This is a genomic window from Brevibacillus sp. MS2.2 (assembly GCF_013284345.1).
Classification (GTDB): Bacteria; Bacillota; Bacilli; order Brevibacillales; family Brevibacillaceae; genus Brevibacillus; species Brevibacillus brevis_C.
In genome coordinates this window covers 196,835-214,114 of record NZ_JABSUZ010000002.1, presented here as the reverse complement: position 1 = coordinate 214,114, position 17,280 = coordinate 196,835, and the positions used below count along the sequence as shown (strand labels likewise).

At 37.7% G+C, this 17,280-nt stretch carries 17 protein-coding genes; 10 read left to right on the top strand and 7 right to left on the bottom strand.

Features of this window, described 5'->3' with window-relative positions; genetic code table 11:
• Nucleotides 1-154: 154 nt before the first annotated feature.
• The 4 genes from HP568_RS02615 to HP568_RS02600 all read left to right on the top strand — a co-directional run bounded on the left by HP568_RS02615 (nt 155) and on the right by HP568_RS02600 (nt 6,816).
• On the top strand, nt 155-3,034 hold the full coding sequence (locus HP568_RS02615; RefSeq protein WP_173628232.1) for a PD-(D/E)XK nuclease family protein: 2,880 nt from the start codon (nt 155-157) through the stop codon (nt 3,032-3,034).
• Nucleotides 3,031-5,268, top strand: coding sequence for a UvrD-helicase domain-containing protein (locus HP568_RS02610; RefSeq protein ID WP_173628231.1), 2,238 nt, complete (start codon nt 3,031-3,033; stop codon nt 5,266-5,268). Before HP568_RS02615 ends, HP568_RS02610 begins: the two co-directional genes overlap by 4 nt.
• Nucleotides 5,269-5,405: 137 nt before the next feature.
• On the top strand, nt 5,406-5,843 hold the full coding sequence (locus HP568_RS02605; protein WP_173628230.1) for a hypothetical protein: 438 nt from the start codon (nt 5,406-5,408) through the stop codon (nt 5,841-5,843).
• Between the two features lie 124 nt (nt 5,844-5,967).
• Nucleotides 5,968-6,816 (top strand): hypothetical protein, encoded by an 849-nt coding sequence (locus tag HP568_RS02600; protein ID WP_173628301.1) that lies wholly within the window; start codon nt 5,968-5,970, stop codon nt 6,814-6,816.
• Between the two features lie 245 nt (nt 6,817-7,061).
• On the opposite strand, the gene HP568_RS02595 is transcribed toward HP568_RS02600, so the two are convergent.
• Nucleotides 7,062-7,844, bottom strand: coding sequence for a HEPN domain-containing protein (locus HP568_RS02595; RefSeq protein ID WP_173628229.1), 783 nt, complete (start codon nt 7,842-7,844; stop codon nt 7,062-7,064).
• A gap of 284 nt (nt 7,845-8,128) precedes the next feature.
• Between HP568_RS02595 and HP568_RS02590 the strand changes: the two genes are divergently transcribed.
• Nucleotides 8,129-8,329: a hypothetical protein gene (locus HP568_RS02590; protein ID WP_173628228.1), complete on the top strand. Its 201-nt coding sequence runs from the start codon at nt 8,129-8,131 to the stop codon at nt 8,327-8,329.
• Nucleotides 8,330-8,397: 68 nt separating this feature from the next.
• On the opposite strand, the gene HP568_RS02585 is transcribed toward HP568_RS02590, so the two are convergent.
• Together HP568_RS02585 and HP568_RS02580 are read right to left on the bottom strand one after the other, a co-directional pair.
• A complete protein-coding gene (locus tag HP568_RS02585) occupies nt 8,398-8,727 on the bottom strand; it encodes a hypothetical protein (protein WP_173628227.1) in 330 nt (109 codons plus the stop codon).
• Nucleotides 8,728-9,231: 504 nt separating this feature from the next.
• Nucleotides 9,232-9,744: an SMI1/KNR4 family protein gene (locus tag HP568_RS02580; protein ID WP_173628226.1), complete on the bottom strand. Its 513-nt coding sequence runs from the start codon at nt 9,742-9,744 to the stop codon at nt 9,232-9,234.
• A 445-nt stretch (nt 9,745-10,189) separates the two neighbouring features.
• Between HP568_RS02580 and HP568_RS02575 the strand changes: the two genes are divergently transcribed.
• From HP568_RS02575 to HP568_RS02560, 5 genes are all read left to right on the top strand, one after another.
• Nucleotides 10,190-11,557, top strand: coding sequence for a helix-turn-helix domain-containing protein (locus tag HP568_RS02575; protein ID WP_173628225.1), 1,368 nt, complete (start codon nt 10,190-10,192; stop codon nt 11,555-11,557).
• Complete coding sequence (locus HP568_RS29975) at nt 11,557-11,685, top strand: hypothetical protein (protein WP_256434901.1); 129 nt, start codon at nt 11,557-11,559, stop codon at nt 11,683-11,685. Before HP568_RS02575 ends, HP568_RS29975 begins: the two co-directional genes overlap by 1 nt.
• A gap of 125 nt (nt 11,686-11,810) precedes the next feature.
• Entirely contained in the window at nt 11,811-12,116 is a 306-nt protein-coding gene (locus tag HP568_RS30140) for an aspartyl-phosphate phosphatase Spo0E family protein (RefSeq protein ID WP_173628224.1), read from the top strand.
• 43 nt (nt 12,117-12,159) lie between these two features.
• Nucleotides 12,160-13,221: a hypothetical protein gene (locus tag HP568_RS02565; protein WP_254551000.1), complete on the top strand. Its 1,062-nt coding sequence runs from the start codon at nt 12,160-12,162 to the stop codon at nt 13,219-13,221.
• Between the two features lie 94 nt (nt 13,222-13,315).
• The gene (locus HP568_RS02560) at nt 13,316-13,804 is read left to right on the top strand and encodes a hypothetical protein (RefSeq protein WP_173628223.1); all 489 of its coding nucleotides are present in this window, start codon (nt 13,316-13,318) and stop codon (nt 13,802-13,804) included.
• A 114-nt stretch (nt 13,805-13,918) separates the two neighbouring features.
• Here the strand turns inward: HP568_RS02560 and HP568_RS02555 are convergent, their stop codons facing one another.
• The 4 genes from HP568_RS02555 to HP568_RS02540 form a co-directional block, all read right to left on the bottom strand.
• On the bottom strand, nt 13,919-14,206 hold the full coding sequence (locus HP568_RS02555) for a hypothetical protein (RefSeq protein WP_173628222.1): 288 nt from the start codon (nt 14,204-14,206) through the stop codon (nt 13,919-13,921).
• Nucleotides 14,207-14,425: 219 nt separating this feature from the next.
• Complete coding sequence (locus HP568_RS02550) at nt 14,426-14,935, bottom strand: SMI1/KNR4 family protein (RefSeq protein ID WP_173628221.1); 510 nt, start codon at nt 14,933-14,935, stop codon at nt 14,426-14,428.
• Nucleotides 14,936-14,954: 19 nt separating this feature from the next.
• A complete protein-coding gene (locus HP568_RS02545) occupies nt 14,955-15,299 on the bottom strand; it encodes an HNH endonuclease signature motif containing protein (RefSeq protein WP_173628220.1) in 345 nt (114 codons plus the stop codon).
• A gap of 261 nt (nt 15,300-15,560) precedes the next feature.
• A complete protein-coding gene (locus HP568_RS02540) occupies nt 15,561-17,096 on the bottom strand; it encodes a thiol-activated cytolysin family protein (protein ID WP_173628219.1) in 1,536 nt (511 codons plus the stop codon).
• Nucleotides 17,097-17,280 lie beyond the last annotated feature (184 nt).

Below are 17,280 nucleotides of genomic sequence, written 5' to 3'. Positions count from 1 at the left end.
GAAAGTGGTATAATCGTATTACAGATAATTTGTTCGAGTCGCGTTCCCGTTTCCAGTAAATCATAAATATGGTAGTATCGAATTAGGCCTTTGGGAGTGCATTTGCCCAGAGGCCTTTACTTTGGCCAATATCGTGAATACTGGGGGAAATCGGATGCTAACGTTATTTACGTACGAAAACCAACGGCCTGACCGGGAACTTATTGAAAAGTTCATTATTAAGGATCGTAAGTATACTTACTTAACGGCAACGAAGGCACTGGCTACTCAAAGAGAGAATGATCACTTGATTCCTGATGATCAACGATTTATGGACGATGATGGTCAAGAACGGACAAAAGCATTGTTTGCGGACGTAATACGTGCTTGGACAAAGGAAGAATTCGTACTATCCTCTCGCGGCGATGAAATAACAATGTTGTTTCGTGCCATGGATGAGGTGTCTAAAGGGAATACACATCTTCGAGATTTGCTACGTCATGATTTTTCATCATGGATTCGAATATTATACGAGTTGGCCGCAGAAGGCATAGATTTACGGAAAACGCAGTTACCTCAAGAGAAGCGGGATCAACTAGTTAATCCTTTAATAGAAACTCATCTAAAAAATATTCAAGCATCTTTTTATAACAGTCTGGACAAGGAAGAAAAACGATTATTTGAATCCGCAGCACGTGAGTTTTTAGCTGCAAAAACGGCTCCAAATGAGTTAGTTATTATGGAGGGCTTTACTTTTCTAACCGAACTTCAGAAGTGGTTAATACAAAATTGCGAAAAAAAGGGGAAGGAAGTAGCATTCATTGTTCCCTACAGAGAGCAACAGAAACAAGCTTATCGTATCATTACGGAGAACTATGGATTTGTTTGGGGGAACCGCTATTCACTCGAAACTGATCATCTTAGTAATAAAGAAGATATTTCGCATGTTCAAAATTATTTTTTGCAATCAGGAAAGCAAGTACGATTTGTAGGTGCGACCTCAAATGTGATTATGAAGCAGTTCGCCAATCGTGACCGTGAACTTCAAGGATGTCTAGAGCAATTGAAAGAATGGTTCGAGACTGGAGATTATCAGCCTAAAGACGTCGCTATAGTAATGCGACGTTCCAAAGAGTTTATAGACCGGTTTCATGATTACATGGCAATGAATCGGCTTAGCTATACCGATAAAGAAAGCGGACAAAAACGTAGAGTTGAACTTGCATCTAGTCCGCGTTTATTGTTGTTAACACCAATGGGACGATATATTTTGACACTCTATCAAATATGGCAGGGAAATAAACTTGTTCTTGAACCAAATGCATTAGAATCAATATTATCATCGGGATGGCTAGGTGCCTCAGTTCAAGACTCGACGCCAGCATTCAGAGCTATCAAGCATCAGTATTTTACACACTGTAGAATAAAAGAAGACTGGATTAATGTATTGAACCAACTGCAGCTAGATTGTGAAAAGGAAACTAACTTTCGTTTACCTGTCAAATTAGTGGATGATGATATCATACGCAATTGGATCGAAGTAATCCAACTTCTTGATTCAGTCTGTAGTCGATTATTCTCTAATGGTGAGACGTCAGTTGCAAGACATATTCAAATGTTGCAGGAAGAGTTAAGTAAGATGTTGCCAAAAGACTTACGTAAGGCTGAGCGCGAAGTATTGGAACAAATTCAGTCAGTTTTTCAGGATTTAAGTGAGTATTACTCTATACCAATCACGACAGAAGAATTTGGATACGCTATTCATGCTTTAACAAAGGGACAGCGAGAGGAAGAGGAAGATCAAGATCAAGATAATGCTGAGTTAAACCCAGCATTATTACGCATCGTCACACCGGAATCAATTGACGGTATGTTGTATAAAGCTGTCATATATGTTGGATGTGACAACGTACATGTACCGGTTTTGTACCCTGAGCCATGGCCATTCTATGTGGATGGGAGAGAGGAGCATTTAGCAAAGGAACGGTATATGTTTATGACAGTTATTCGTTCCGCATCGGAAAAACTTGTGCTCAGTTACTCACAGAAAGACGGCGATCGCTCGTTCCAACCTAGCACATACATGCAGGAAATCGAAAAGTTATTAGGTAAGGAGATGGAATCACAAGGTATTCTTGACACACTTGATTTAAGTTTGGCACACAACGGTGTCAAATCGGTTAAGGCGCGTTCCTCGAAACGGAAGTTTTACGATTTGCAAGAATTAGCGCACTATGGCCTTTGTCCTCTTCGTTACAGACTTGAGTTACTCCATCCTGAAGCGAGGATGTACCGTAGTGAATGGCAACTAGAAATCTATGCACAAGGCGTATGGCTAAATAATATCTATGGCTTGGTGGAAGAATCAGAAGAAATATCTCAACAGCAAGATAGTGATACTTTTTATTCTCAACTCCTTAGGTTCTTGGAGTTATCAAGAGCGGAGTTGCGTAATATATTTCCTGCATTCAGTCCTGTAACATGGCATGCGATAGAACTACAAGTTAAAAGCAAATTAAAGAGTTTCAGTAAGAATAGATCTAGATATTTTCGGAAAATCGTAAACGGTAGCAAAGAATCATTCAGAGTATTGGTTGACGGAGGTTTTGAGGAACAAACGATAAAAATAAATATTGATGTTCCGTATATGGTTAAAACAGCAAGATTCGATGCAGCGATTCTTAGTGATATTCAGACTGTAGAATGGCTTTTACCAGGGGAAACGGAGAACGAGAAAAATGGTAGAGAAGCAATTGAGCAGGAAATAGAATTGGACGGTGTCCGACTATTTCGTACTCAATACCAGGCTGTCACGTGGTGGAGGAATGCCATCAATGCATACTTCGTTGTAGAGAAAAAACAAAAAGCTACGGATAATGCGTACACTAGAATGCTTGAAGAGCATTTTTTAAGTATGCCAGAGAAAATAGCTCATTGGATACAAAGTATTGAGCAGAATAAATTTCCTAAACATTCCGGTGAACACTGTACGTCTTGTCCTGTTAGATTAGAATGTTTGGGCATAGCTGGGGAAGAAGGCGAGGTTACGGCATGAGTCTTAAACGTGGAGGAATAGGATTATCTCAGGAACAGGCCGATATCGTAGATAGCGTAATGCAACCAGACTCTATAACAATCGTTTCTGCAGGCGCAGGTACAGGAAAAACACGTACAATGGTTGCCTCCGTTCTGCATCTGGTACAAGAGGAAAATGTAAACATCGATGATTTTGCTCTTATCACTTTTACTAACAAAGCAACTGACGAAATGCGTGAAAGGCTTGAAAGTGGAGTCCGTGAACGTATTGCAGAAGCAGAAAAAGTAGGGGACTGGGACCAGTATGCTCGCTGGTTCGAACAAAAAGAACGCATTGCATCCACATTTATTGGTACAATACACCGGTTTTGTGCTATGATGTTACGCAATTTTGGATATACAGAACTCATTGCTCATGAGTCCGAATTAATTATGGCACGGCATCACTTCTTGACTGCATTAAAAGAGTCGATGAACGATGCCTTGGAAGATCCGTTGACCTCATGCCTATTCAATAATGAGATAGTTCACTGGGCACCACATGTTATGGCCCAAAAGTTTGAAAGTTGGTATGAGTATATTAGAGGGCGTGGGCGTTCCATTACTGAGGTTGTGCACGAGACCTTACAGCAAAAAGAAAATGATGAAAATCAACAATATCGTACTGCAGTGGCACTATTGTTAGAAAAAATTGATCGTAATTATCAAGAATTAAAGCGTGAAAAGGGTGGGGTTGACACAAATGATTTGCTTCACAAGTGTGCTACTCTTGTTGAACAATATAAAGACCAGATAGGTCCATTGGTTGCTTCACGCTTTCGATATTTATTTGTGGATGAATTCCAGGATACTGATGAGTTGCAGATGAAGATTATCCAATCGTTATCACCTAGTTTGAAACATGTGCTTGTTGTGGGTGACCGAAAGCAGGCGATCTACGGTTTTCGTGGAGCAGATCATTCTGTTATCCGCAAAATTGCAGAGATTAATGAGACAAACCCGCTCTCTCTTAGCGCATCTCGTCGTCCAACACAGACTTTACATGTAGCACAGTCAACCCTGTTTGATAGCATGGGTCTTCGTTACGATTTTCTTCAGGAAAAACTAACTCAACCAGATGATGCACATGTTCCGAATGACGATTTGATACCTTTTCAATACGAGCATATAAATACTTTCAGCAATCCACTTGAGCCAATGATTGAGCGGGTTGTGCAAAAGATACGTGAGTTTCTCGGTCAGCAGATTCATGACCGACACGTTGGAATGCGGCAAGTTGATTATAGTGATATATGCGTATTATTTCGGTCAAACTACCAAATGCAAAGTTACAAAGCACAGTTTCCAAGCGATATTCCAGTGATAACTGAAACAGGAGGATCTTTCTTTCAGAAGGCTGAAATTGTAGCGTGCTATTATATGCTTCAAGCGATATTAAAATACCCAGATGACGTTTCACTAGATTTGGCACTCGGTACTCCGTTTCTACCTTTTCTTGCTCCAAGTTCCATCTATCGAAGCGATGGCACAAACCTAGTACTTCGAGATTGGTTCGAGGATGAGGCAGAGTGTGAGGCGTGGCTAAAGGGAATCCGAAACATTCGTAAACGAATGAAGGTTGATTTAGTGCCTCAGTTGTTAACATATATGTTCGAATTTACTAGAGTTCGAGAATACTATGGTAAGCAAGGTAACTTGCAGGCGGTAGCGAACCTCGAAAAATTGGTGATGTGGTCACGTGAGTTGATGGATGCTGAAGCTTTAACGTTGCAACTATTTTTTGATCGGTTCCAACTTGCTCTATTGTCACAGATGGAAATGGATGAAGCTGATACCGGTGAAAATGAAACGGAAACTAATGCGGTTCGTTTTTCTACCGTTCACTCCGCCAAAGGACTTGAGTATCCTATAGTAATAATTCCCGATATAGGTAAAAAGTTATTAAATGAAGGTCAAATACCTACTTTTTTTGAAGAGCCCGGATGGGGACTTGATCTAAAATTACCTGGAGGGCATGGCTGTTCTTCAAGGTATGATGAGTGGGTCACACAATATCAAAAGAATTTGATTGAGGAAGAGGCACGTGTTTTCTATGTAGCTGTAACAAGAGCGGAACATGTTGTGGGTCTGATCGGACATGGTTCAAACAAGCCTAACCCAGTAGGTAATGAATACTGGTCGTGGAAAGATGAAGTATTAATGGCAAGACCCTCACTTAGATCACTTGGAAGTAGAATTGTAAAAATTGACTAAAAATTAGGGCAGGCTCAAGTGGCCTGCTATTTTTTTAGTTGTTTCGAAACGAATCTTGTAAATTGACTTCTCTTTAAACGATAAACACAAGTATTTCTGTTATAAAACACACAATAATTGACTAAGGGAGAGTATTTATGAGTAGATCGGTACATACAGCCATTGGTGAATATCTCGTGCTTGCTGAGTTACTTAAGAGAGATCATGAAGTTTATCTTGCTCATGGACCTACTCAGACTGAGTGGGATATTGTCAAATGTACAGCTAATGGTGTCAAGCGAATTCAAGTTAAGACGATTAGCTGGCCAAAGCGAAGAACAGTTAATTTAAATCCTGTTACAGAATATGATTATTTGGTCATTGTTTTGCTTAATAAACCAACAACTCCTAATGAGATACGTAATAGTTTTTTTCTAATTATTCCTGCGGATCAGATTGCGCCTTTACTTTCGCCTTATAATGCAAAAAGACAAAATAAACAACGCACCATTTATATCAGTAGTATATTGAGTGATATTCAAACGAGCAATTTAGGGATACACTTAAATAATTGGAATTGTATATTGACGGAGTAAAAGTTGATATTAAGATGATTTTTTTAGAATAATTCTCTGTGAACATTTAAAAATACTAATTTGTTGGGAGGCCCTTTGGTATAAGTCACAGATAAAAACGAAAAAATTCTTAGAGGTGATATTGATGCTTTCCCTGGAGGAATACATTCGGAAGAGAAAGAAGGAAGACCAACTAAACGAATATGACATCGAATCTAGACTGGATAACATGAGGATTTGTGTAAACTACGTATTTGAATACTATAATCAATATCTTGATCTTTCAAAAATAGATGAGACAACAGTTCTTAATAGTGAACGTCTTGAAAAATATAAGAATCAATTACATCAATATGAACCTGAAATCCAAGACTGGTTAATTAGTATATATGATGTTCACGACAAACAACTGAATCGATCGATCATTAGCTTTCTTAAAAAGGATGAGCTTTTCTTCATTCACAATACGGATCAGGAATTTCGAAGTGTTTCATATGATTGCTATGCTCAACTAATTAAAAAGAATCCATATCTAAAAGATCAAACTGAAATGCTCTATTTGTTTATAAAAGATCATCATAGAATGCAAAGTGTTTCAAAGTATGAGTATAATATCAAGTCCATATTATTCAATGAGGAGATTCACGAGTGGATCGAGAAAACTTGGACCAAATATCATGTAAACATGTTGGCTTTTGCTTATGATTGGGTAAATCGTTTCTTTGACAATGAAACGCTATGGGATGTAAAACATAGAATAAAAAGCAACGATGGTTGGCGGAAATATGAGTATGACTACAAACAAAAATACAACTTGTTCAATATAAACTATTTATTTAGAAGAATTGCGAATAAGCCCTTTATGAAAGGGAAGAAGCAATTTTTTGAAATTTTATTGATGTATTATTGGCTCCACGAGATCGAAGGGGATGAAATCTATTGGCAAGAATATTTGGATAAGTCATTGGGAGATAGAAAACCTGAAATTTGTTAAGATATGGTGTGAAAGCGAATAAACATATGAATGATGATTTTAAGGGCTTACTTTTTGATTTAAAGTGAAGTGTTGCTTTAAATGATAACAAGAAATGAGTTGGAGTTTGAGATGAAGTAGATTGGAATAATTGATTAGATTGATTGAAGTAAATCAATCTAATCAATTAATTCATGGATAAGATTTTTAGATAGTATATTCCCAATTAAACTGCTCTGTACGTGCTAGACTATAGCAGCAATCTATTACTTTAATCGCTCGATTACAAAGAAATAGGATATGATGTGCTCATCAATCTTCTTAGCTAAAGTAATGAGTGTTGAATACATTTCCTGAACTTTGCGAAGTGATAGATCAGTAGGAGGCTTTCCATGAGCTATATTATTTCGGATGTCCCTATAACTGTTATAGTCCTTCTCCATCTTCGGATCAAAGGGAAAACATAGTGCTTCTTTTAAGATTTGAGGTATATCTTTTGCTCGTAGATCGTTACGTTTTTCAATGAGCATTTTTACTCCAAATGCGGCGAATAATGTGGAGGGGAAAGGGTATCGCATATTTACCAATTCATCTGTGTACTTTTTGTATTTAAATCTATTTTTTCCCTCGTAAATTTTATGTAATTTTCCATCATAAATCTTTTTTTTCATTGTGGGTGTAATTCTTGCTATTGCTTTAAATACGTTATTTTTTGCGTTTCTTGAAAATTCAGTTTTACCACCATGAAATGCTATTAATTCGTCCATAACCCCGGTAATATAACCTTCGAAAAAACTAAAGACAGACATCCATAAATAGATTGATAGCCGTTTTTCGTAACCTTTCATTAGTTGTTTTAGATTGGGGAGAGTAGTTTTATCATGGACAAAATAATCTGGTTTTGGCACGCTATAATGGGGAACTTGATGTTCTACCCCTTTGATGGTTTTGCTTAGAGATGGTACGGCATAGGAAATCATACAAGCAAAATTCCATAATGAGTCCATCTCATTCTTGAATTTTTTATATGAATCGGTTCTTCTATACATCTTTTCCCCTCATTCTTTCATCGTTTAAATATTATTCTAAGACACAAGTTTAGTATACTTTTGCGAATAACAAAAAACTAGTGCGTCTTATAAATGGACCTTTTGGGGGACGAAATGGGGACGAAAGCTATCATTTACTAGCTCGCAGGAACCAAAAAGAATTAATATAATCTGGAGAAAAGCGTTATAGATCAAGGCTTTATCTTAATTTAACAAATGAAAACAAAGTAGCTTATGCTCCCGCATACGTAGCACGTGGAGACAGTTGTGAGACTTGACCTGAGTTGAGTGTCGAAACACAAAATTTGTCAGCTAATGAGGTTGTAGAGAGTAGCAAAGTCACTAAAGTTGAAGTAACGTCGCAAACTGAAGAGATGGTTCTTGATGAAAACCACTACGAAGATTTAATCGAACGTGGAGCACATGCTAAAGAAGTCTATTTTAAGAGAAAAGCAGAAATTGATGAGTTCTTCGAGTCCCGTTAACAGCATTGATGAGTATCTCTTGAAAACGCCTAGTTCTTAGAACTAGGCGTTTTACAATTTAAATAAGATTAAAAATCGTCAAGTTCAGCCCATTCAAAATCATCATCTGTTAGCTGTCCTTTAATATTCATCTCTTGCACGAAATCGTCAACAGTATTTTTTAATGCTTCTTCGATACTTTTACCTGTTCCCAAACCAAGTACAGCTGGTTCATCATCAAGTCTCTTTACTCCAATATTTGTAATACCATAGAAATCTCCATCTTGTTCCTCAAATATTTTCACTTTGAATCTACCAGATGGAGTTCGTCCGGATCCAGTTTCCTTAATACGGAATTCTGCCACGCATTTGTCAATACCTCTTACTCCATCAATCTTAATATTCCTCCAGTTGGTCATTACTATTATCTCCCTGTTGAGTTCATTTGGTAAGAAATAATTGTACCAGTTAACATTTTAATTGTATCGAAACCTGTTGAAATCATTAGTGCTTTCCTATCAGACTAAATGTTATGAGAGAAAGTAGTCATCAACTTGAAGATGAGCGTTTGCCCCAAAAATGGTCAACTTTTGATTATTGTTTAAAGGTGTTATTTATTGGGAATTCCGAAGTCGCCTAACGAACGGAAAAAATCGTACGCTAATGTGTCGTTGTTCTACCAGCCAGTCGGAGGCCAACAGAACGTTGCTCTGACCCTCTATTCGAATGCATTTTTCATTTAAACTACCATCAATATTGCTATTAAGAAATTTTAAATATTTCCGTACAAGAGCCAAAAGCGGCTCTGGGATTACCCCCAACTTACAGAAAAAAAGCTGAGCACTTAGTCCCAGCTTTTTGGCAGCCATGCATTAGTCGTCCGATTCATCCTGAAGACGCACTATAAAAGGCGTCTTTTTTTCTTACTCATCCTCCTCAATGGGTTGATCCCAAAACGCAATTCCGTCATGCTCAATAAGTTGTTCCAGCAACTCTATGAACGTCAGGTCTATGTCGATAGTATCGTCTGGTAGTATCGATCCAACCCATGTAAGGTAACCTTTGCCACTATGTATTCTGTCTTGATCCACACATATACAGCTATTTGAGTTATCGCTCCAAACGATAGGATAGTAAGGATGGTCGATGCTGTAGGTTTTCCAGTACCCAATGACGAGTTCGGTACTTAGCACATCATAACCCCCAGAGTTATGATTGGCGCTCTTGAATAGTGTTGCACTTTTGTAGTGGCTTAAAAAACTGACATAATCCTCTGGTAACTCAAACGATTTTAATTTCTCCTTTGTATCTGTGATAGACTCGTTCGAGATGTAGAATGTAAATTGATATTCCTCGTTTTTGATATGCACGTTACCGTCTACACTTGTCTTACTTCCCTTGATCTTACTAATGAGGGCTTCAAAAGGATTACTCATACGATCACATCCTTCAATGAGAGTAGGGACTGTCAATTGAATGACAGTCCAATTTTACACTAGTTTCATCGATAATTTCTCCACCAATCAGTGACATCACATAATACAGGATGTTAGAGTTGCTGTTCGGATATCTGATAAGAGGAATCAAATTACTCTTATCATTCGATAGGGCATTACTCGCTTTACTGTTACAGTACCAATATTCAAGAAATAAGAAAAACCCGTCTCCTTAAAACAGGGACGGGTTGACTATTTCTTGAATGCATTCTGGCATATTGTTTTTTGGACTTCCAACCATTGTTGATACAGGGTGTACTCTAAATGAACAAATCATGCAGGACAATAGCTCTATTTTCCAAATATTTACATACAAACACTCTTTCTGTAAAATATAGGGAGCTTGATGTTTCTTTTGTTATTGCTAAGGAGGAGTAGGTTTAATATGCAGGAAGGCAAAATAGTTCAACGATCATTACGTTCGGAAATTGAACATCACCTAAAAGAACGTGGTTACACACTGACTAAACTTGGCGAGATAACGGGTATTAATCAGGGAGTACTGAGCGACATCTTGAATCGAACTCCTTCTCGGGCTATGACGATTGGTCATCTAGACGCGCTTGCGGTAGCTTTTAAACAGGCTCTTGGATGGTTGTATGAGCTGTATGTAACGGAATGTTTCGTCGAGGGAAGAGTGTCTCGTTCACGAGTTGTTCCCTATCTGGTTCGATGCGCAGAAATTGGCAGACAAGATTGCATCGAGTTAATTGTCCCTAACCTCTTGGAAAATCAGAAAAACCTGTCCATTCTGTTTTCGGTGGCAGAGAAGCTTTTTGCAACTGGGAAACGAGAGGAGTCAATCCCGTTTTACCAGCTTGTAATTGATGCTGAAAAAGACAGCCATGGTGATCGTTTTGTAATGTCTCAGTATCGGCTTTTTCGTGCGGCACAGGGAGGAACTGATTCAGAGAAAAAATGGGAGGCAGTCATCCGTTTTAACCCTTATCGAAAGAGGTTGCCAGAAAATCATCAATTAGACGCGCTGCTACAGTTAGCAAACGTCTGCTTTACACTCCACAATTGGAAGGAGGTAGAACGATATGCAGATGAGTTAAGAGAGTTAGCAACTATAATCTACAATGAGGAAGTACAAAGATGGGAAATTGATGGTGTGGGCGGAATACTTGAAACAGAACGCCATCTCGTTGTTTATTATGGACAAGGATTCTTACTAAAAGGACTCGCATTACAATTACAAGAGCGATATGAAGAAGCGATCAGTTGTGTTCAAGAATATGCGGAACTGGGATGGTTTAAATTCCGTGATGAACTTGCTGAAATGGAAATTGAAAAGTTTCGAGGGTGGGCAAAAGCGAATCACTACACGTTGAATCTATTAATGGGGCGTACAGAACTACTTTCTGAGTACGTAAATCATCTAGCCAATAACCCACCAGAAATTTTGGCGGGTATGTTTACCATTATGGAGACGGCCAATCGATTCGGACTATCTGTAGATGACGTTGTGGAGCGTTTTTCTAAGGATATCGCTTGCTTTCAAGACTATGAAGATCCTTTTAGTCTTACCCGTCATCTTCATTTTCGGTATCATATAGCGATCTATCAGCTTCATAAGGGGCGAATTTCTGAAGGTATTACAGAAACACTACGCTGCCTTGCTTTAGCGAGCAAGATGAAGGAGCAAGAAAAGTTCCAAAGCTGTGTCGCTATGTTCTGGAAATATCGACATAGTGCTTCTGATCAGCAGATAAATGATTTTCAAAACATTTTGGAAGGGAGAAAAAAGTAATGCGAAATATGTTACTGCTACTTACTGTCCTATTCGGACTATCTCACGGAATGGTTATACCAGATCATCAAGAGGTACGAAACGGTCATCACGTAATTATTAAGTATACCCATGGTGCAGGAGGCTAAGCTGTAGAAAAACACCCGAAAGGGTGTTTTTTATCATTCAAAATTTTTCAAAGGTCCGTTTACTGAATGTTGGTATATAGTTATAAATGTACATAAATTAATGTACATAAATGTAAAAAAAGGAGGTGAAACCCATAGGAGCTATTGCATATAAAAAGGGCGTTCCTCCCCATTGCCAGGTTAAAGGAACGCCCGCAGGAGGAGCAGTTAAAGCTCCTATAAGTAAATGTACCACGCTACTCTTAGATCGGGAAGGAGGAACTTATCAAGAAATAGATCATTTAAAGAACATTGTGGAACAATTGCGGGAACAACTTGTGCAATTGTATATAGAGAAGAATGATTTGTTGGATGATAAAGTCGTGGAATTAAGCCAGCAATTGGATCAATACATTCTAGTAATTCAATTAAAAATGATGAAAAAAGAATAAGAGTGAGATGCTAATTCTTACTTTATCGAAAGGAATGAATTAAATGAACTTTAAAAGAGTAATATCGTTTGGATTGTTATGCTTACTATTGGTTTTTGGTAGTTCTACTACAACTTTGGCACAAGAAAACTCTTCAACATTTTTGGAAAATATTAAATTAGAGGAGATTGGTAACCACTCAGATATTGAAGATTACATTAGAGAGCAAGGATTTGAACATCTATTAAGCACTGGAAACGAAAAGTATAATTTCCTATCAGAACAGTTTGATTTTACTGAGATGGAAAAACCTTTAATCCTGCGTGAAATTAGTGATAGTGATATTGAAGAGATAGTGAATGAATTAGGGTTGAAAATGCCTGAACCGCAAGAAATTACTATCGAGGAAAACTTGCTAGTAGAACGCTCACCAGATAATGCAGTTAGTAACGTGTGGTACCTTGCATACAGTACGACTGGTTCTGATTTTTCTGTTGATATTCTAAATGTTGGTAGGGATAAAATTGATTCGATTTCTGGAACCTTAATAAAATATAATAAACAAAGACAAGATTGGCGGTTCGATAGTCACATTAGATTCGACAAAAAAGGAGTTGGTACTGGTAACGTATTTAAATGGATACAAAGCAAAGAAGCTGTTTCTGATTATTTTGAATATGATATAACCGTAATTGAGGATGGAACAACTTGGATATATAAGAATAAAGTTGGCGACAACAAATTTACTTGGCAAAGATATAACTTCGATGCTAGTGCCTATAGTTCAATGGATGCTTTGGGAGGAGAAAGACACCACATCGTTGCAGCTAGCTCATTGGAGAAAGCTGGTTTTCAAAATACTGGACAGTTTCCTGCTGTTAGAATGATGTATGATGACCATGTAAAAACGCCTAACTGGGGAAATTACAGTTCTTCTCAAAGATTTAGAGAGTTAGAAGTGAGTTATATGAATGACAAAGATTATATGGGCTTACTTAAATTTGAAGTCAACGGTTTAAAAGGAGTAAATGACCCCGAAGGGAAATATAATAACTTAGCAGATAAGTATAACGACTATATTGTTGCGGCATCCTACTTGGCACTACAATTTTGGGGTGTAAAGTAACATAAAATTAACATTAATCTGAACACAGCCTTACTCTTCAAATAGTTTAAGGTTGTGTTCAGATTTTCCATTACCAAGATACTAGGGGGATAATATGAAAAATTTAATTATTGAGGAAGGACACTCAATAGATGTAATTAAGCTTGGAATGACTAAAGAAGATGTCGAGAGATATGTTCAGTTGAGTAAGAATGATTCTATTGAAGGGCATTTTTATGAAGATGTTCAATGCGAATATGATGAAGATGGAAAAGTGTCCCACATTCATATCTCCAATTCATTGAAAAACTATTACTATTGTTTGTTTAGAGGTATTGATGTGTTTAATACGAAAGCAAGCAAGCTCGTAGAAATACTAGATAAGATTTCACAGTTCGATAGGAATGAAGATGCTTCTTTAGGCTACTCATATACATTTCCGCAATTGGGATTGTCCCTTTGGAGAGGAAACGTACTTAATGATGAGGATTTAGAAGCAGATTGGTTTAAAGAACTTAAACCAAGTATACAAGAGGATGAGATAAAGAATTTGTATTTTGAAACTGTAAGTATTTATTCGATTTCTAATTCTCCAAAAGAGTGAACTTGCTGCGTTTTCGGTGCATAAAAAATCCCCCTCTGTTCTTCTGATACCAGCTTAAGGCAGGGGCTTATTAGTGTAGTTCATTGTTGCTCTTGAATCTAGTTGGAAGTTTAACTATGTTTCAATTGCTACCGTCCGAAAATATAGGTTTCTTATTTCATCTTGTTGGTTACTAAGAGACATGTCCTTAAACCATTCTTGTTCGAAATCCTCTTCCTTTCGAATAATAGGTCTCCAGAGACGCATACCAATTTGCGGAAATATATACAGTCCCCAGTGATCTCGGTCATAGGGGGATATTTTATCAATTTCTTCGACCAATTTTTCTACCTTGATATTAAAAACATCCAACCCTTTAAATGAGCACGTATAACTATTTTCTGTATCCGAGGTAACTTCCATAAAATTTGCTTTCCCGTCGGCACTGTACTCTATGTGAAAGAAGGGGGCAGATTCACTCTGTAGAGTAAGCTTGAATGAGTGCTTCCACATCTTCCTTACAACTAGACAACAAGAGAAGTCCCTCTGAAACGTTGATGTATCAAGAGTTTCGATATTAAAAATGGGGTGTCTCTCAGTCGAAAAAATCGACTTTTGAAACAGCCCCTTCTTTATTTCCACTTACCAAGTCCAAAACTCTGTTCCTTGTGCAATGATTAATCTTTCTAACCAAGTTTCAAAAGTCATATTTAAGTAAAAACCTTCTGAGGTTGAAACATCATCATGATTAAAACACACTAAATAGTTGTTTTGACCAGCCTTCACTCGATTTGAATCAATAAAGATGTAATCACCATTGTTGATGGAGACAGGATACCAATGTTTAGGCATATAATCTAAGTGACTATTCTTAATTTCATCCAGACTCAGTAACTCATATCCTCCACCATACCTTACACCTGCGAATAGCCATGCCCCATTATGGATTAGGAGAAATTTCTTATAGTCAGCTGGTAAGTGCCATTGAGTGTCTCTTAAAAACTCTTCAATCATTTCTAACGTGGCAGGGGAGTTAAATGTAAATTTTGTTGGATATACTAAACCCTCCCATTTTTGCACTAACAATTGATTGTTTGCATCTAGTCGTTTTTTTAACCCATCCAACGCCAGTTGAGATAAATTGTTCTTCAAAGAGAATCACCCACTAAAATTAATAGTCATCACCAGATGGAACATATTTGCCATAACTAGCCCACCAAGGAGTAACCTCATTTTGGTGGAATTTTTTGGGTAAAGGTATTAAGTTATCATAGCTGTTATCCCCACCATATGCAAGCGGAATAATATGATGTATGTCCACACTACTCCAATTGAAATCTGGAACCCCATATTTATTCTCATACCAATAAATATATTTTTCTCTCATATTAGGCTCTCTAGGCTCTCTTTGATTATTAGGAACCCAAGCGAGATCAGCTTCATCAGGCTCAAGCATTTTTATTCTACTATGCTCGTCTCTATACTTAGGGTATTCGATCCCCTTTTTGTTAAGCAAAAATTCTTTTCCTACTTTATGGTCTGCATCGCTATACCCATCGCTCCATGTCGCTACCGCACATGTGGAGTGTACAGTGTTGTGGGCAGCATAGAGTCTTTACAAAACTTCATGAGGACTTTCTCTATTAAAGCCCATGTGGTATAGGGCAAAGCAATCTGAGAAGCATCCGATAACGACTGTTCATTTAAATGAGCAATAAGAAAAAGCAAAACGGCTGAACTCCTCAATAAAAAGGATTTCAGCCGTTTCTTTTCCCAACTAATTAAACGTAATACCACCAGTCGGGTTTAATGTCGTTCCGCCAATCTCAACTTTAATTTCACTAGATAATGGAACATTGTGTTCATCAATAACGGTTCTCCACCACTCCCAAGCAAGGCCGGTGCATTCTTTCGCAAAAATCCTTATGTTTTTTGCATTAGGTGGCAGAGGAATGACTGTAGTGAAGGGAGCTGTTCTGTCTTGGTTGCTTCCTTCCCACGTTTTATGTGTGAGTACTTCTTCCCCATTTTCATCAAAGGAAACTTCATCCCAAGATACATCAAATTGAGCGACATACCAGCCATAATGACCAAGCGATATTTTACCTTTCGAATATTCTGTAGCCGTAGTCTCAATATAATCTGTATTGTTATGTACGGCAGCAATTGCATTATCTTTTAAGAAAACACTTGTATAGGAGATTGGATATGCTGGGTTCTTTAGGCTAAATTCCGCATTATCTTTGATGATATTCCGGATTTCACTAAAATCTTTTGTAACGACCTTGTTATGCTCTTGTGAATCTCCGCCTAATACGACAGCGGTAAAGGAGCTGTCTTCATAAATATCCTTGTACTCGGCATTCGTTTCGACATTGGCAGTATTCTGAAGCAAGGCTTTGAATGCTGCTTTTACGTCTTTGCTCTTAGAGGTTGTTTCTAATTTTACATAAATGGTTCTACCGTAAGCGACATTTGAAACCATAACAGGTGGGGATTGATCACTGACCCCTTTACGCTTTAAATCTTTGAAAGTAACACTATCATCAAAAAGATCGGATGGATCGTTAGGCAGTTCCGCACTTACCGTATAAAATATTTGTTTATATGCCGCGACCATCACTTTTTTCTCTCCATTAGCAATCGCATGAAAGTCAATTCCTAAAGTAGAATCAAGATATTTCGCGTTAACATTCAGAGCGCTACCAATTTGAGATTTGCTATAAACCATTGATTCTGCATACTGCAATCGCGCAGGTAAAGTATGCGTTCCTGAATACTCATCGCTCCATTTAGAAACAAGCTCATCTACTGCTCCAGACACATTCCCGTATGTTGGATTATCCACAGTAATTGAATTTTCCTTTTTCAAACCTGGCAAATCAATACTAATCGTCAAAGGTTTTCTTGGTACGAGTAATACACTCGGTTTATTTTCTGTAAAAGCTTGATTGGCAAGTTGTAATGCTCCTGGGTAAGTGCGATTAGTCATAGAATCAATAATGGAAATATCGACTGGAGAAGTTGCAAGTGACTTTTTCTTACGTTCTACGACGATAAACTTACCATTTGGATGGATTCCTTCTTTTGGAACAAAACTATCTATCTCATCACCGCTAACTGCTAAAATTTCGTCATTATCATAGTCTAAGTCTGCTATACCGGTATTAATATCATCGGCGTTGCTTGTTTCACTGACTACACTAGAATCAACTGTTTCGGCAAAGGAGATAACTGGATAATTTACAGTAGCGAAAACAACAGATAAACTAGCGATTACTTTTAAAATTCTAGTATGATTTCGAATTCTCATAAGATGTTCCCCTTTGAGATGTGAGCATAACGTCAATCATTATACTCCCATTAAATATATTTTTTGGAATACTAACTATATCGGTAGTTTCCGAAATAATCTTTAGATTGAAGCAGAAAAGTACATTCTTAGTATCGAGAGAATTGGGGTTCTTTTGTGCCTTGATGAAAAAAACTGCCCCTTT

Excerpts from the sequence above, each read along its gene's own strand:
- HP568_RS02615 (WP_173628232.1), top strand. The coding sequence starts at position 155 with ATGCTAACGTTATTTACGTACGAAAACCAACGGCCTGACCGGGAACTT.
- HP568_RS02610 (WP_173628231.1), top strand. The coding sequence starts at position 3,031 with ATGAGTCTTAAACGTGGAGGAATAGGATTATCTCAGGAACAGGCCGAT.
- HP568_RS02605 (WP_173628230.1), top strand. The coding sequence starts at position 5,406 with ATGAGTAGATCGGTACATACAGCCATTGGTGAATATCTCGTGCTTGCT.
- HP568_RS02600 (WP_173628301.1), top strand. The coding sequence starts at position 5,968 with ATGCTTTCCCTGGAGGAATACATTCGGAAGAGAAAGAAGGAAGACCAA.
- HP568_RS02595 (WP_173628229.1), bottom strand. The coding sequence starts at position 7,844 with ATGTATAGAAGAACCGATTCATATAAAAAATTCAAGAATGAGATGGAC.
- HP568_RS02585 (WP_173628227.1), bottom strand. The coding sequence starts at position 8,727 with ATGACCAACTGGAGGAATATTAAGATTGATGGAGTAAGAGGTATTGAC.
- HP568_RS02580 (WP_173628226.1), bottom strand. The coding sequence starts at position 9,744 with ATGAGTAATCCTTTTGAAGCCCTCATTAGTAAGATCAAGGGAAGTAAG.
- HP568_RS02575 (WP_173628225.1), top strand. The coding sequence starts at position 10,190 with ATGCAGGAAGGCAAAATAGTTCAACGATCATTACGTTCGGAAATTGAA.
- HP568_RS29975 (WP_256434901.1), top strand. The coding sequence starts at position 11,557 with ATGCGAAATATGTTACTGCTACTTACTGTCCTATTCGGACTATCTCAC.
- HP568_RS02565 (WP_254551000.1), top strand. The coding sequence starts at position 12,160 with ATGAACTTTAAAAGAGTAATATCGTTTGGATTGTTATGCTTACTATTG.
- HP568_RS02560 (WP_173628223.1), top strand. The coding sequence starts at position 13,316 with ATGAAAAATTTAATTATTGAGGAAGGACACTCAATAGATGTAATTAAG.
- HP568_RS02555 (WP_173628222.1), bottom strand. The coding sequence starts at position 14,206 with ATGGAAGTTACCTCGGATACAGAAAATAGTTATACGTGCTCATTTAAA.
- HP568_RS02540 (WP_173628219.1), bottom strand. The coding sequence starts at position 17,096 with ATGAGAATTCGAAATCATACTAGAATTTTAAAAGTAATCGCTAGTTTA.